The following is a 15,334-nucleotide window of genomic DNA, read 5'->3' as shown; positions in this document are numbered from 1 at the left end:
GGCCCGGCAGAACCGGGTACGCAGTGGAGGAGCAGGCCATCGTGACTTCCACCGAGGGGGCACCCCAGGGCGTCGTCCCCAGCCGGCTGCTGAGGGGGCAGAAGGCGCTCGTGACCGGCGCCAACTCCGGCATCGGCAGGGCGACCGCCGTCGCCCTGGGCCGGGCGGGCGCCGATGTCGTGGTGAACTACGTGGCCGGTCGCGACGAGGCCGAGGCGGTGGTCGAGGAGATCACCGGCTTCGGGGTCCGGGCAGCCGCCTACGAGGCGGACGTGTCCGACGAGCAGCAGGTCGTCGCCATGACGGACCGGATGGTGGGGGAGTTCGGCACCATCGACATCCTGGTCGCCAACGCGGGGCTCCAGCGGGACGCGGCGGTCACGGACATGACCCTCGCCCAGTGGCAGAAGGTCCTGGACGTCAACCTCACCGGACAGTTCCTCTGCGCCCGTGAGGCGGCCAAGGAGTTCCTGCGCCGCGGGGTCGTCCCGGAGGTGTCACGCGCGGCCGGGAAGATCATCTGCATGAGTTCGGTCCACCAGATCATCCCCTGGGCCGGCCACGTCAACTACGCCTCGTCCAAGGGCGGCGTACAGATGATGATGGCGACCCTCGCCCAGGAACTCGCCCCGAAGCGCATCCGGGTGAACGCCGTCGCCCCCGGAGCAATCAAGACCCCCATCAACCGCAGTGCCTGGGAGACGCCGGAGGCACAGCAGGACCTCATGCGGCTGATCCCCTACAAGCGGATCGGAGACCCCGACGACATCGCCCATGCCGTCGTCGGCCTCGCCTCCGACCGCATGGACTACGTCGTGGGCACCACCCTGTACGTCGACGGCGGGATGACTCTCTTCCCGGGCTTCGCCACCGGCGGTTGACCGGTCTCCACCGCGTCGGCTTCCGGAGATGCCCCACATGCACATGGTCCCGCTGCTCGCGGACGTGCCGGCGCAGACGCTGCCGGCCAGATCGATGATGACCTTCACCCTGGGCTGTCCTTCGAGTTCGGTGACGCGGGCTGACCCCGTGGTGAGCACGACCCCTGACCGGACTACCGCCGCTCGAGGGCCTCGTTCAGGATGAGGGCCGAGTCGATGAGGGCGAGATGCGTGAACGCCTGGGGAAAATTGCCCAGTTGACGGCCGGTCGGGTCGATCTCCTCGGAGTACAGGCCCAGATGGTTGGCGTACCCCATCATCTTCTCGAACACCAGCCTCGCCCGGTTGATCCGGCCCGCGCGCCAGGGCGTCGACGTACATGAACGTGCACAGCGAGAAGGTCCCCTCCGAGCCGCGCAGGCCGTCCGGCGAGGCGTCGGGGTTGTAACGGTAGACCAGGCTGTCGCTGACCGGTTCCTCCTCCATGGCGTCCAGGGTCGATGCCCACAGCGGATCCTCGGGGCTGAGAAACCCGACCGTCGCCATGCGCAGCAGCGAGGAGTCCAGTACCTCACTGCCGTAGTGCTGGACGAAGGCCCGCCGCTGTTCGCTCCACCCCTCGGCCGTCACCTGCTCGTAGACGGCGTCCCGCTCGGCGTGCCAGCGGCCGGCCGCCGACGGCCACCCCTTCGACTCGGCCAGGCGCACAGCGCGGTCGAACGCGACCCACGACATGACACGCCCGTAGGTGAAGTCCTGGCGACCGCCGCGGGTCTCCACGATGCCCTCCTCCGCCTGGTCCCAGTGGTCGGCGAGCCAGTCCAGGTCCGCCCGCATCGAGGTCCATCCACCGTGCCCGACCTGGAAGCCGTGCCGGTGCGCGAAGCAGATGCTGTCCAACGCCTCGCCGCAGATGTCCAGTTGGAGCTGCGTCGTAGCACCGTTGCCGATCCGCACCGGCGCGGAGCCCGCATAGCCCTCCCAGTGGCCGAGGATCCGCTCCTCCAGTTCGGAGGAGCCGTCGACCTTGTACATGATGTTGAGCGGGCCCGTGTCCCCGCCGCTGCCGGCCCGCTCCTTGAGCGGGCACTGCACGGTCCGGCCGGCGCACCCGTAGTCGAACCGCGGGGCGATGCAGCCCGCGGTGCTGCCCGGCCCGCAGCGACGAACCAGTCGATCTCGCCCTCGGTGGTCACCAGCGCGGCCGTCTGCAGATCGCCGATGAGACCGTGGTTCTCGATCAGTGGGTAGTCGTCCATCGGGGCGCCCCTCTCGGTGTGCGATTCACCCGGACGCGCCCCCTCGATCAGCGTAGGCCGGGGGGCCTGCTCCGGCCACGGGGCCGCTACCGCTTCCCGGGCTCAGGGTGCCGCCACGTTCGTCCGTCCTCATCGTGCGGCTCCGCCCCATCTGGCGGATAGTGAAGAGAGGACGAGATTCCCGGCAGCTCCCCCGTACCTCAGGAGGCGCGATGCCCCCTTCACGGTTGTTGGCCGCGCTGACCGGCATCACGCTGCTCGGCATCGCGCTCACCGCCTGCCAGGACCAGGCGTCCGGTCAGATCGTGGCGCGCAACGGTGTCAGGATCGTGGAGACCGTCTCCAACCCGTCGACCCACGGATGTCACCGTTTCTCCGAGGGTGTGACCCACATCAACAATCAGACGCAGAGCAGCCTGCTCCTGTACACGACACCGGACTGCACCGTGCCGCCGGGCGGGCAGAGCACCTTCCTGGACATCGGGGCGTCGGACCGTGCGGTCCTGACCACCGGCCTCTGGCGCAGCTTCTCCTTCGCCCCCGACTGACCCTGTCTGTTCGACATGCCCGGTGAAGAGGGATCAGGTGCCGTTCCGTCACCGGGACAGGCCTGGACCCGCCGGAGCGAAGGCCGTATCGGGAGCTGCAGAGGACAAGGAAACCTCTCATGAAGTTCGCAGTCATCGGCGGTACCGGTCTGATCGGGTCGCGGGTCGTGGAGAACCTGAAGGCGGCCGGGCACCAAGCCGTACCGCACTCCCTGTCCACGGGCGTGAACATCATCACCGGCGAGGGCCTGGAGACGGCGGTGGCGGGCACCGACGTCGTCATCAACCTCACGAATTCCCCCACCTTCGACGACGCCTCGCTCGCCTTCTTCCGGACGTCGACGGACAACCTCGTGGCCGTGAGCGAGAAGGCCGGGGTCGGGCACTTCGTCATCCTGTCGATCGTCGGCGTGGATCAAGTGCCCGATCTGGACTACTACCGGGCGAAGGTGCTGCAGGAAGACATCCTCAAGGCCGGCCCGATCCCCTATTCCATCGTCCGCGCCACGCAGTTCATGGAGTTCATGGACGCGACCCTGGCCATGACCGCCGAGGGCGACACCGTCCGCCTGCCGCGTACGCCGATCCAGCCGATCGCCGCCGCGGATGTCGCCGGCATCGTCGCCGAGGTCGCCGCAGGCAGTCCTCTGAACGGCGTCATCAACATCGCCGGTCCCGACGTCTACGCCCTGGACGAGCTCGGGCGCCTCACCCTGACCGCCAAGGGCGACGCGCGCTCCGTCGTCACCGACGACAGCGCCGGCATGTTCGCCGCCGTACCCGGAGACGCCCTCACCGCCCCGAGCGGCGCCCGGATCGCCCCCACCCACTACACGGACTGGCTGTCCTGATGCAGCAGGTGTGCCGTCCGCCCGTCGACCGACAAGCACACAAGGAGGCAGGCCATGACTGCGACACATGCGGCCCACCCGGAATCGGCGAAACAGCAGTGGGCCGGCGGTCTGATGGTGTTCGGCGCCGTCATGCTGACGATCTGCGGAGTGCTCGACATCTTCCGCGGCATCATGGGCATCGCCCAGGACAACGTGTTCGTCACCACGAACGGATACGTCTTCCAGTACGACCTGACCGGCTGGGGCTGGATACACGTCGTGCTGGGGGCGGTCGCCGTCGTGGTCAGTCTGGGCCTGTTCCGGGCGGCGACGTGGGCTCGGGTCGCCGGCGTGGTCATCGCCGGATTCCTCATTCTCGCCAACTTCCTCTCCCTGCCGTACTACCCGTTGTGGTCGATCGTGGCGATCGCGATCTCCGGATTCGTGATCTGGGCGCTGTGCGTCGTACGGACCGAGAAGCCCTCGGCCGGTTTCCGATAGGGCAACGCGCCCGTCCAAGGGGAGACGCTCGGCGTGCGACAGATACGGCGCCCGGACGCGCGTGCCGCCGATTCGTCAGCCGACCGCGGGCCACCCGTGGCGTGGGCCCGGCTGGCCCTCCTCGCCCTCCTGGGCAGCGTGCTCGTGCTGCTCGTCACCGCCGGGCTGAGAGGCCTGCTGTGGGTGCTCATCGCCGTGGCGGGTGTGGCCCTCACGGCCGTCGGACTGTGGTGGGTCCTCGCCCACTCCGGCATCGTCCGGGCCGCAGGAGCCGTCGTTGCCGTGCTGGTTCCCGCCGCGACGCTCGTCCTGGTCGCCACGCACGGCATGCTGTGGCCGGCCTGTCTGTCCTTCGGCCTGTGGATCCTGGCACTCGCAGCCGCCCGGATCGCGATCACCCCGACGGGGCCCTCCGCCGGGCGCGGACACGAGCCCGGGCCGGTGCCGGCGGCGCTGCATCCGTGGGTCGTGATGAACCCGCGTTCCGGTGGGGGCAAGGTGGAGCGCTTCCACCTGGAGGAGAAGGCGAGGGCGGCGGGTGCGCGCGTCGTCGTACTGGATCCGGTACGACACCAGGACGTGGCGGACCTGGCCCGGCGTGCGGTGGCCGAGGGGGCCGACCTGCTGGCCGTGGCCGGCGGGGACGGCACCCAGGCTCTGGTCGCCGAGGTGGCGGCCCGGCATGATGTGCCCTTCATGGTGATCCCGGCCGGAACGCGCAACCACTTCGCCCTGGATCTCGGTCTCGACCGTGACGACCCGGCGGCCGCCCTGGCCGCGTTCACCGATCCCGTCGAGTTCCGCGTCGACCTCGGATTCGCCGCCGACCGGGTGTTCGTCAACAACGCGTCCTTCGGAACCTACGCCGCCGTGGTGCGCGAACCCTCCTACCGGGACGCCAAACTGCGCACGGCACTTCAGGCGCTGCCCGTTCTGCTCACCGGCCCGGAGGCGCCACGGCTGCGCATGCGTGCCGGACACACGCGGATCGAGGGACTGCAGGCCCTGCTCGTCAGCAACAATCCCTACCGGCCCGCCGCCGTCGACTCGGTGCGTCCCGTACTCCGGGAAAGCCTGGATTCCGGACGACTGGGGGTGCTGTGCGTGCGCGTCGACACCCCGGGCCGGGCGGCCCGGCTGTCGACCCGGCTGCTGGGTGGCCGGCGGTCCCCGGGCGTGACCCGGCTGACGGCCTCCGAAGTGGTCGTCGAGGCCGACACGGACACCGTCCCGGCCGGCATCGACGGTGAGTCCGTCGTGCTGCCCGCTCCGGTGGTCTGCCGGGTAGCTCCCGGGGCCCTGCGGGTGCGTGTCCCGCGGCACCGTCCGGGAACGCCGCCGAACCGGCCCCCGCCCGACTGGAGACGAGTGCTCCGCCTGGCCCTGGCCCGTCCGACCCGGCACCGCGGCTCGGCGGCCGCTTGACCGGCCGTCGGGGCCAAGCGCCGTACCGCCGGATCAGTACCGTGGCTCGAACGTGTGGAGGGTGTCCTGGCCCGGGCGGACGATGCCGTAGCTGCTCTCCGGAACCTCGTTCCAGGCTCCTGGGAGGTCACCCAGCGGCTCGGAGACGACGAGACGTGTCTCCTCCGAGATCTCCCGCAGGAACGAGGTGTCCGGGTGCAGCGCGCGCAGGGCATCCACCTGGGTGCTGAAGTACAACGACCGTGATGCGCCCTCGCTGGAGTGCCGGAAGGCCCACAGACTCTCACCGTCGGCCACGGCGACCGTCATCTGCAGGGGGTGTTCCACGCCGTGCCGGTGACCCGTGCTCTCGACCAGACCGGCCATGCGCGCGACGGCACCCGGCGGGTCATCCACGAGGCCGAACGTCAGCGCGAGGAAGAACATGAGCTCGGAGTCCGTCGACCCTTCGATGTCGGGGTACAGGGCGGGGGCGACGGCCAGCGCGAGGTCACGTCTGAGCCGGTGGAACTCGTTGATCACGCCGTTGTGCATCCACAGCCAGCGGTCCTTGCGGAAGGGATGGCAGTTGGTTTGCTGCACGGCGGTTCCGGTCGTGGCCCGGATGTGGGCGAGGAACAGACCCGAGCGGACGTGGTGGGCGACCTCCTGGAGGTTCCGGTTGTTCCACGCCGGGCCGACATCCCGCAGAACCGCCGGCGTGGCCAGGCCCTGGCCGTACCAGCCGACCCCGAAGCCGTCACCGTTGGTGGTCTCCACCCCCAGGCGGGAGTGCAGGCTCTGATCGATCAGGCTGTGTTCCGGCTGGAACAAGACCTGGCTGAGGAGAACAGGCGTGCCCGAGTAGACGATCCAGCGGCACATGTCCGAACCCACCTCGCTCGGTTCCGGTCACCACAAGTATGGGCTGCCCGGGCGGTTGTGGCTCGCCCAGCCCCGTTCACTCGCCCAGCCCCGTTCAGGTGTCCCGGGTCCGTCAGCGGTGTGAACGCATGGCGCGGTGCCTGGCGAACTCGTGGCCGACGACGGCACCGAGGTGGATGACCACGCCCACGGCCACCAGCCAGGAAAGGATGACCATGACGACGCCCACAGGGCCGTACTTGTGGTTGTTGGCCACGATGGTGTCGGAGAAGAAGCGGGAGGAGAACCATCCGAGGCCGGTCCAGGCGACACCGGTGGCCAGCGCCGCAGGCAGCAGGAAGCGCCAGGCGATCGCTCCGGTGAGCAGCAGCCGCATGGTCCCCCACCAGAAGAACAGCGCCAGGACGAAACCGGCCAGGCTGCTCAGCTGCGATCCGAGTGCTGCGCCGGCCCCGGCCCGGGCCGCGCCGTAGGCGACCAGCACCGCCAGCCACGCGAGCTGAGCCCCCAGGTCCCGCCACCAACGTGGGGGCACGCCGAAGAGGAACTGATACCAGCCTTGCAAGGTGCCTGCCACGGCGACCGCCCCCGCGATCAACAACAGCGCGCTCATCAGCGTGAGGGTGACCGAACCGGGATTGGGTTTGAAAAGACCGGCCACGGCCTGGGCCGCCTGCTCGTTCAGTCCGAGCCATCCCGCCATGACGTGCGCGGCGTCCTGGCCGAACGCGGCGGTGACCAGGATCAGGAAAGGGAAGAAGCAAAGGAAGGCGAGCGATGCCAGCTGGAACGAATGGCCGAAGAAGTCCGCTGCGCTGAGGCGTCCCCACAGACGACCCGCCGCACTTGCCTCGAAGCGCCTGCCCGCCGCCTGCCACGCGTGGTCCAGCCGAGTCCAGCACAGGGTCGTGCCGCGACCTTTACCGGGCGATCTCCTCCAACTGTGCACATCAGGCAGTACACCGTGCCGAGCGGCCGGTGTCGCGCAGGCTCGAGAGGCGTCGAGCCAACCGGCGCCGGTGAAGGTGTTCCCGGCTCAGGACCGCGGAGCGCCACGTGCCGCGTCCCGGCCGGCCGATGAGGGCCGACCGGGACGTCGGGTTCAGGCCAGGTCGAACCGGTCGAGATTCATCACCTTGTTCCACGCTGCCACGAAGTCACGTACGAACTTCTCTCCCGCGTCCTGGGCCGCGTAGACCTCCGAGACGGCCCGGAGCTGGGAGTGCGCACCGAAGATCAGGTCGACGGCGGTGGCGGTCCACTTGACCTCGCCGGTGGCGCGATCCCGGCCTTCGAACACGTTCTCTTCCGTAGCCGACGCCTTCCACTCCGTGCCCATGTCGAGCAGGTTGACGAAGAAGTCGTTGGTCAGGGTTCCCGGCCGGTCGGTGAAGACACCGTGGGGGGAGCCTTTGAAGCCGGTGTTCAGGGCCCGCATGCCGCCGATCAGCACCGTCATCTCGGGAGCGGTCAGCGTCAGCAGGTTGGCGCGGTCCAGCATGAGGGTCTCCGGCGACAGCTTCTCGCCCGCCGGAAGGTAGTTGCGGAAGGCATCCGCCTTGGGCTCCAGGACGGCGAAGGACGCCGCGTCGGTCTGCTCCTGCGAGGCGTCCGTACGCCCCGGTGCGAACGGAACCGTGACGTCGTACCCCGCGTTCCTCGCGGCCTGCTCGACGGCCGCGCACCCGCCGAGGACGATCAGGTCGGCGAGGGAGACCCGCGTACCGCCGGTCTGCGAGGCGTTGAAGTCCTGCTGGATCCGCTCGAGCGTGCGCAGTACCTCCGTCACCTCGGGGAGGGCGTTGAGCTCCCAGTCCTTCTGCGGCGCGAGCCGGATCCGTGCTCCGTTCGCCCCGCCGCGCTTGTCGGTGCCGCGGAAGCTCGCCGCCGACGCCCAGGCGGTGGTGACCAGCTGGGGGACGGAAAGGCCCGAGGCGAGGATCCTGCCCTTGAGGGCGGCGATGTCCTCGTCCCCGACCAGTTCGTGATCGACGTCGGGAACGGGGTCCTGCCACAGCTGCGGCTCGGGGATCCATGGGCCGAGGTAACGGGAGACGGGTCCCATGTCGCGGTGCAGCAGTTTGTACCAGGCCTTGGCGAACGCCACCGCCAGTTCGTCCGGGTTCTCGTGGAACCTCTTCGTGATCGGGCCGTAGACCGGGTCCACCTTCAGCGCGAGGTCCGTCGTCAGCATCATGGGGGCGTGCCGCTTCGACGGATCATGGGCGTCGGGTACGGCGTTCTGGGCCGCGGGGTCCGTGGGAGTCCACTGGTGGGCCCCGGCGGGGCTGCTCGTCAGCTCCCACTCGTAGCCGTAGAGGTTGTCCAGGTAGCCGTTGTCCCACCTGGTCGGCTCGGTGGTCCACGCGCCCTCCAGGCCACTGGTGAGCGTGTGCGGGCCCGCGCCGCTGCCGTACGTGTTCCGCCAGCCGAGGCCCTGCTGCTCGATGGGGGCGGCCTCGGGTTCCGCGCCGATATAACTGGGATCGACCGCGCCATGACACTTGCCGAAGGTGTGGCCCCCGACGATGAGCGCGACCGTCTCCTCGTCATTCATCGCCATGCGACCGAACGTCTCCCGAATGTCCCGGGCGGCCTCCATCGGGTCCGGGTTTCCGTTGGGCCCCTCCGGATTGACGTAGATCAGTCCCATCTGCACGGCGGCGAAAGGACCGGTGAGTTCCCTGTCGCCGCTGTAGCGTTCATCCCCGAGCCATGTGTCCTCGGGCCCCCAGAAGATCTCCTCGGGTTCCCAGATGTCCTCCCGCCCGAAACCGAACCCGAACGTCTTGAATCCCATGGATTCCATGGCACAGTTTCCGGCGAACACCAGAAGATCGGCCCAGGAGACTTTCCGGCCGTACTTCTGTTTGACCGGCCACAGCAGACGGCGCGCCTTGTCCAGGCTCGCGTTGTCCGGCCAGCTGTTGAGCGGGGCGAAGCGCTGTGCGCCGCTGCCGCCACCGCCGCGGCCGTCCGCGATGCGGTACGTCCCCGCGGCGTGCCAGCTCATCCGGATGAAGAGCGGCCCGTAGTGACCGTAGTCGGCGGGCCACCAGTCCTGGGATGTCGTCATCACCTCGAAGACGTCACGCTTCAGCGCGTCGACGTCGAGGGTCGCGAACTCCTTCGCGTAGTCGTAGTCCTCGTCCATCGGGTTGGATCGGGGCGAGTGCTGGTGGAGAACCTGAAGGTCCAGCTGATCGGGCCACCAGTCCCGGTTCGTCCTGGGCCGCCGAGTCGGTGTGGGCGTCGGCGAAGGGATTACCGGATTCTCGCTTTCACTGCCGGCCATGCCCGTACCTTCTTCCTGTCTCGGTGTTCCTTCTGCCGGCCGCCGCTCTTGACGTCGTCGGCTTTGCTGGTGTCGAGCACGTCGACCCACACAATCAGCGCGCCATGGCGCCCACCGGCTGGAAGATGTGCTGTACCGCGTCCGTATGGTCGCGTATCGCGGAGCACACCTCCATGAAACACGCAGAGCACCCCGCATGACAGACGTGAGAGAAAGGGCGGCCTTTTTGTGCCCGTGATTGCGCACCCTTCTCCGGCAGGAAATTCACGCCTTGTTCCGCTCCGCGCGGACCGGCGGGCGTCTAATGATCCGCGTGCCGCCCGGGCGAGGTCTCGGGCTGCCGTGTCCACGCGGCCAGTAGCCGAAGCGCCTCTTCGGAGCTGGAGCCTGCCTCGGCGGTGTACACACTCAGCCGCTGGTCCGGGCCGGCGGGCAGGGTGAGGGACTCGTAATGAGGGTGAGCGGGCCGACGACCGGGTGGTGGAAGTGTTTGCTGCCGTGCTTTTACCACGGCAGCAAGTTCGCGGTGGAGGGCATCCTCGAGACGCTCGGCAAGGAGGTCGCCGATTTCGGCATCCATGTCACCGCCGTCGAGCCGGGCAGTTTCCGGACCGACTGGGCCGGCCGCTCGATGATCCGCGCACCCCGTGCGATCGCCGACTACGACGAGCTGTTCGAGCCGCTGCGCGCCCGGCGGATCCAGGGCAGCGGGCGCCAGCCGGGCGACCCGGACAAGGCCGCGGCCGCAGTGCTGCGCATCGTGGCGGCCGACCGGCCGCCGACGCGCCTGCTGCTCGGCACCGACGCGCTTCGGCTCGTGCGGGCCGGACGCGACGCCTTCGAGCGCGACATGCTGGCATGGGCCGAGCTGTCGGCCTCCACCGACTTCGACGACGCCAGCCGGTCCGTCTGACGTCACTCGCTGTCGGGCCCCCGGCGGGTGGCCTCGACGGCGGCCGTCATCACCAAGCCGGCCCGCTCTTGGTCCACCCCGGCCGGACCTGTGCGCGTAAACCCCTTGCTCAATGGTCAAGAATCGTTGACCATTGTCGGCATGCCTACCGATGATCTTCCCGAGACGTTTCACGTCACGACTGACGAACAGCTGCGCGCCGTCTCCAATCTCACGCGTCACCGGATCATGGCCGTGCTCCGCTTCGAGCCGGCGACGATCACGCAGATCGCCGAGCGAGTGGGCCTCGCGAAGGGGAGTTCCAGCTATCACGTGCGGTTGCTGGAGCGGGCCGGCCTGGTGAAGGTGGTGCGGACGCGGAAGGTGCGGGGGGTCACCGAGCGGTACTACGCGATGGCCGCGCGGGCGATCGTGCTGCCGGATCCGGCCGAGGGCGGGCCGGATCTGCTGATGCGGCATGCGGTGGCGGATCTGGAGGCGTCGCCGGTGGATGGCGGGCGGCACGTACGGATGGCGCATCTGCGACTCACCGAGCAGCAGTTCGCGCAGCTGGGGGCGCGGTTGGAGGCGCTGGCGGACGAGTACCGGGAGCTGTCCGATCCGTCGCTGCCGGACGCGTCCCTCGTCTTCGCGCTGTTCCGGCCGGCGCCGCGTGAGCAGGCGGAAGGTGACGCCAAGTGATCCAGGGGGCCAGGAAGCTGCCGACCGGATTCGGACGGCTGTGGACCGCGCAGACGATCTCCTCGCTCGGTGACGGGGTGACGCAGGCCGCGCTGCCGCTGCTCGCGTTGACGTTGACGCGGGATCCGATGGCGCTCGCCGTCGTCTCGGCCGCGGGGACGCTGCCGTGGCTGCTCTTCGGGGTGCTCGGCGGTGCGCTGGTGGACCGTTGGGACCGCCGGCGCACGATGTGGGTCACGGACACGGCACGTGCGGTGCTGCTCGGGATACCCGCGGCGGCGGCCGTGCTCGACGTGCTGAGCATTCCGCTGCTCGCGGCCGTCGCCTTCCTGCTCGGCCTCGGCGGACTCTTCTTCGACACGGCCGCCACGGCCTATCTGCCGGATCTGCTCCGCCGCGACCCCGCACTCCTGGAGCGCGCCAACTCCCGCCTGCGCGGCGCCCAGACCGCCATGTCCGGCTTCGCGGGGCCGCCTGCGGGCAGTGCGCTGCTCGCACTCGGGCGGGCGGTTCCGCTGCTCGCCGACGCGGTGTCGTTCATGCTCTCCGCGCTGTTCGTTCGTACGCTGCCCGCCAGGCCCCGGCCCGTGCCGGAGGCCCGCGAATCGCTGCTTCGGCAGGCGCGGGCCGGGGCCTCGTACGTCTTCCGGGACCGGGTTCTGCTCGGGCTGGCGCTCCGCCCGGCGGTCGGGAACGTCGCCTTCCTCGCCGTGGAGACAGTCCTCGCCCTGTTCGCGCACGACCGCCTCGGCATCGACACCTACGGCTTCGGCCTGCTTCTCACGGCGGAGGCCACCGGCGGCCTGCTCGGTTCAGGCATCGCCTCCTCCCTCGGCCGGCGACTCGGCACCGGCACCGCACTGACCTGCACGGCCGCTGTCGAGGGGCTTGCCATCCTGGGCCTGGCCGCTGCCCCGAACCCGTACGTGGCCGGGCTGGCGCTCGCCGTCTGCGGGGCCGGCATGGGCGCCACGATGGTGCTCGGGCCCTCCCTCCGGCAGGCGATCGTCCCGGCCCACCTCATGGGCCGGGTCGCCTCCACCTCCCGCATGCTGGCCATGTGCGCCGCCCCCATCGGGGCCTTCCTGGGCGGCTGGCTGGCCACCACCTACGACATCCGCACCCCGCTCTACGCCGCCGCCGTCCTCCTCCTGACCATGACCGCCATCACGGCATCCATGACCAGCAACCGCCGGGTCGAAGCGGCGCTGCGTGCCGCCGCCCCGGCCGGCGGTCCGGATCACCCGGCACCCCGGGATCCCGCCCAGGAGACTGCACCCGACCTGTTGTGACGCCGTCGCGGCTGCCGTCACCACACGTCGGGTGCCAGGCCGCCGCGGTCCTCCCCCCAGGGGCGGGGTCGGCTCACCTGGTGAAGCGCGAGGCGCCGAGGTTCACCAGGTGACCGACCATGCTGATCTCCACACCGTCCGAGGTGCTGCGTGCCGCGGTGAAGCCGACGTTCTCAGGGAGCTGGACCCGCCAGGTGGCCGTCGGCTGCTCCGCCCCGGGCAGGCTGAAGGAGATCTCGTTTCCCTGGGCGAGCAGCGTGCCCGTGCTGTTGAGCTCGCTCCCGCCGGCGGTGCCCGTGACCTTGATCCGGGCGGCCTGCCCCGCCGACCCCGCGGCCTGCGAGATGTGGACGGGGCCGCCGGTGCCCGCCACCCGCGTGACGACGCCGGACAGCGCCTCGTACGAGAGCGTCAAAGTGCCGGTGGCGAGGTTCGCCTCGGCACTGCGTGCGGTCAGCGAGGTCACCTGCACGCCGTGCAGGTCGAGACGCAGTTGCTTGACGGGCAGGTAGCCACCCTCGGCATTGTTCGTGGTGTCGATGGTGAACTGCCCCGCGTCCAGGCTGACATGGTCGAAGTTCTGGCTGAACGCCTGGGTCAGAAAGGGAAAACCCTCGATGGACACGTCCAGGTGCCCGTCGGTGCTGTTCCGGTAGCCGTACTTCTCCGCGGCGAGACGGGAGACCTCCTTGTCGGCGTAGTGCACGGCGACTCGGTCCGCGACAGTGAAGAGGACGGCCAGCACTACCACCGTGATCGCGAGCACCTTGACCCAGCGACGCCTCATATGAATCCCCCGTTGTACGGCTCTACGCCTTCGGTCGAACACCATCGGTCGGAACCGATCATGCACGGTCGACGGCTCGGGCAACAACCTTGTGGAGAAGCCTCGCCCGGCGGCCGGCCCCGACGGGCAGTCACCACAGGCGAGCGTGGAGGCAGGGGCCGCACGTTCAAGGCCGGACGGCCGTCATGTGCGGCATCTGCCAACCCCTCCTGTGTCATTCGCCTGTAGCTGCGGTTCTGGCGGACTGTTACTGTCCGCGTCTGCGAGCCGCGTCGGGTGCCGGCTCGTACGGGTTCCTTCTCCCGCCGCCGAAGGCTCCCCAGCCGCCCTGGGACCCGTGACGGCCGTTCCCCTCGAAACGGTCGGCTCTTCTCCTGCACGGCAGTTCTCCGCTCCTGCACGGCAGTTCTCCGCGCTGCCCTGCCCTCGCCGGACAGGGCGTCAGTCGGATCCTCGTCAGGGCGGGCCCAGGCAGCCTGGCGGGTGCGGAAGCCCTGGCCCGTTGCTCCAGGGACCGGCGCCATGCATCGCTGACCTGCGTAAAACATGGCCACATCGGGCTCGTTGGCGCCTTCGGCCCGGGAATGTCACGGCGAGGTGGGCGGGTGCGGGGAGCGGAGCACGAGCAGGGTGATCTCGCTGGGGGCGAAGACGCGGAACGGCGGGCCCCAGAAGCCGGTGCCGCGGCTGGTGTAGAGGAGGGTACGGGTGCCGTGGTGGCTGAGGCCGGCGAGGGCGGGCTGGTCGATGCGGACCAGGTGGTGGAAGGGCCAGATCTGGCCGCCATGGGTGTGGCCGGAGAGCTGGAGGTCGATGCCGGCGGCTGCCGCCCGGTCGACGAACTTGGGCTGGTGTGCCAGGAGCAGGACGGGCAGGTCGGGGTCGGCGCCGTTCAAGGCTCCGGCGAGGTGGGCGCGGTGGCCTGCCAGGCCGGAGGACTCGGCGGTGACGTCGTCCACGCCGGCGACCACGAGGGTGTCACCTCCGCGTTCGAGCAGCAGATGGCGGTTGCGCAGCGGCTCCCAGCCCAGCTCACCCATCAGGTCGACCCAGCCCTGGGCCTCGCTGTAGTACTCGTGGTTGCCGGTGACGTAGACACAGGCCCGGCTGGCCCGCACGGTACCGAGTGGGGCGGCCTGGGCGCGGCGGCGTTCGGCCGTGCCGTCCGCGATGTCGCCGGTGTGGCAGACCAGGTCGGCCTCCAGGGTGTTCACCGTCTCGCACACCCGTGCCGACCAGCGGGCGCGGTCGAGTGGGCCGTAGTGGGTGTCGGTGATGAGCACGACCCGCAGGCCGTCCAACCCCGCGCCCAGCCGCGGGAGTTGCACGTCGAGTCTGCGCATGCGGGGCACGCGGCGAGCCTCGGCGTATCCCCAGGCGAGCAGTACGGCGGTTGTGCCGAGTACGGCCCACGTGACGATGCGGGCCCGGTCCAGGCTCTCGCCGACGCCGGCCACGGTCAGGGCGAGCCGCAGCACGGCGCCGAGCAGGACGGACCAGGTGAACAGGACCCAGCTGGTGCCCAGCAGGGTGTCACCGACGATCGCCGCCCGGTCCTGCTGGCGCCGGCCGTGGCCGCGCACCATCGCGAGCGGCATACCGACGAGGCCGAGGACGAACAGGGCGGTGCCGGCCAGCGTGACGGGCAGCGGCCAGTGCTGGCCGGTGTACAGGAGCACCCAGCAGGGCACGCTCCACAGCAGGATGGGGGCGATCAGGGGGATGTAGCGCATCAGGCGCTGCAGCCGGCTCTGCCGCGGCGCTCGCGCCTCACCCTCGGCGGGCCGGGTGTTGCTGGTGGTGGTCACGCTTCCCCTCCCTGACCGGGCTGCCGTCTCGCGCACTGTATCCGGTCACCCTGGGGGCGGCCGCGGACAGGTTCATGCAGGCTGAGATCGGCTCCCACGCAGTGCCTCGTCAGGCGCTCCCGGGAAGTGACTCGCCTATGCACCCGGGGGCCCTGACATGCCGTCAGGTAAGTCGGCATTTCGTCAGCGGCTGATGCACCCCGAGATCCCCATCGTCTGGGCCGACCTGGCCTATGCCGGCACGTTC

At 69.9% G+C, this 15,334-nt stretch carries 12 protein-coding genes and 2 pseudogenes; 8 read left to right on the top strand and 6 right to left on the bottom strand.

What is annotated here, in order from left to right; genetic code table 11:
• Positions 1–41: 41 nt before the first annotated feature.
• Positions 42–881: an SDR family oxidoreductase gene (locus tag FB563_RS36445; RefSeq protein WP_234357931.1), complete on the top strand. Its 840-nt coding sequence runs from the start codon at positions 42–44 to the stop codon at positions 879–881.
• A gap of 173 nt (positions 882–1,054) precedes the next feature.
• Here the strand turns inward: FB563_RS36445 and FB563_RS36440 are convergent.
• Positions 1,055–1,958, bottom strand: a pseudogene (locus tag FB563_RS36440) (glycoside hydrolase family 15 protein); the annotation flags it as partial.
• Positions 1,959–2,352: 394 nt separating this feature from the next.
• Here FB563_RS36440 and FB563_RS36435 point away from each other — a divergent pair.
• The 4 genes from FB563_RS36435 (at position 2,353) to FB563_RS36420 (ending at position 5,447) form a co-directional block, all read left to right on the top strand.
• Positions 2,353–2,688 (top strand): hypothetical protein, encoded by a 336-nt coding sequence (locus FB563_RS36435; protein ID WP_142219176.1) that lies wholly within the window; start codon positions 2,353–2,355, stop codon positions 2,686–2,688.
• Between the two features lie 119 nt (positions 2,689–2,807).
• Positions 2,808–3,539 carry an SDR family oxidoreductase gene (locus tag FB563_RS36430; RefSeq protein ID WP_055708952.1) on the top strand — a complete coding sequence of 244 codons (732 nt, stop codon included), beginning with the start codon at positions 2,808–2,810 and terminating at the stop codon, positions 3,537–3,539.
• Between the two features lie 54 nt (positions 3,540–3,593).
• The gene (locus FB563_RS36425; protein ID WP_055708951.1) at positions 3,594–4,022 is read left to right on the top strand and encodes a DUF7144 family membrane protein; all 429 of its coding nucleotides are present in this window, start codon (positions 3,594–3,596) and stop codon (positions 4,020–4,022) included.
• Positions 4,023–4,055: 33 nt separating this feature from the next.
• Positions 4,056–5,447 (top strand): diacylglycerol/lipid kinase family protein, encoded by a 1,392-nt coding sequence (locus FB563_RS36420; protein WP_411573216.1) that lies wholly within the window; start codon positions 4,056–4,058, stop codon positions 5,445–5,447.
• A 33-nt stretch (positions 5,448–5,480) separates the two neighbouring features.
• Here FB563_RS36420 and FB563_RS36415 read toward each other — a convergent pair whose 3' ends face one another.
• The 3 genes from FB563_RS36415 to katG form a co-directional block, all read right to left on the bottom strand.
• A complete protein-coding gene (locus FB563_RS36415; RefSeq protein ID WP_055708960.1) occupies positions 5,481–6,311 on the bottom strand; it encodes a class II glutamine amidotransferase in 831 nt (276 codons plus the stop codon).
• Between the two features lie 112 nt (positions 6,312–6,423).
• Entirely contained in the window at positions 6,424–7,260 is an 837-nt protein-coding gene (locus FB563_RS36410) for a YihY/virulence factor BrkB family protein (protein ID WP_055708949.1), read from the bottom strand.
• Positions 7,261–7,413: 153 nt separating this feature from the next.
• Complete coding sequence (katG, locus tag FB563_RS36405; RefSeq protein ID WP_055708948.1) at positions 7,414–9,606, bottom strand: catalase/peroxidase HPI; 2,193 nt, start codon at positions 9,604–9,606, stop codon at positions 7,414–7,416.
• A gap of 505 nt (positions 9,607–10,111) precedes the next feature.
• Between katG and FB563_RS36395 the strand changes: the two are divergent.
• From FB563_RS36395 to FB563_RS36385, 3 genes and pseudogenes are all read left to right on the top strand, one after another.
• Positions 10,112–10,519, top strand: a pseudogene (locus FB563_RS36395) (SDR family NAD(P)-dependent oxidoreductase); the annotation flags it as partial.
• 141 nt (positions 10,520–10,660) lie between these two features.
• On the top strand, positions 10,661–11,200 hold the full coding sequence (locus tag FB563_RS36390) for an ArsR/SmtB family transcription factor (protein ID WP_055708947.1): 540 nt from the start codon (positions 10,661–10,663) through the stop codon (positions 11,198–11,200).
• Between the two features lie 17 nt (positions 11,201–11,217).
• Positions 11,218–12,492: an MFS transporter gene (locus FB563_RS36385; RefSeq protein WP_055708959.1), complete on the top strand. Its 1,275-nt coding sequence runs from the start codon at positions 11,218–11,220 to the stop codon at positions 12,490–12,492.
• Positions 12,493–12,565: 73 nt separating this feature from the next.
• On the opposite strand, the gene FB563_RS36380 is transcribed toward FB563_RS36385, so the two are convergent.
• Entirely contained in the window at positions 12,566–13,279 is a 714-nt protein-coding gene (locus tag FB563_RS36380) for an LmeA family phospholipid-binding protein (protein ID WP_199832961.1), read from the bottom strand.
• 587 nt (positions 13,280–13,866) lie between these two features.
• Positions 13,867–15,087: a metallophosphoesterase gene (locus tag FB563_RS36375; RefSeq protein ID WP_055708946.1), complete on the bottom strand. Its 1,221-nt coding sequence runs from the start codon at positions 15,085–15,087 to the stop codon at positions 13,867–13,869.
• Positions 15,088–15,334 lie beyond the last annotated feature (247 nt).

It is taken from the genome of Streptomyces puniciscabiei (assembly GCF_006715785.1).
GTDB classification, from domain to species: domain Bacteria; phylum Actinomycetota; class Actinomycetes; order Streptomycetales; family Streptomycetaceae; genus Streptomyces; species Streptomyces puniciscabiei.
The sequence above is the reverse complement of the archived record's forward strand: the minus strand, read 5'-3'. Positions and strand labels throughout refer to the sequence as shown.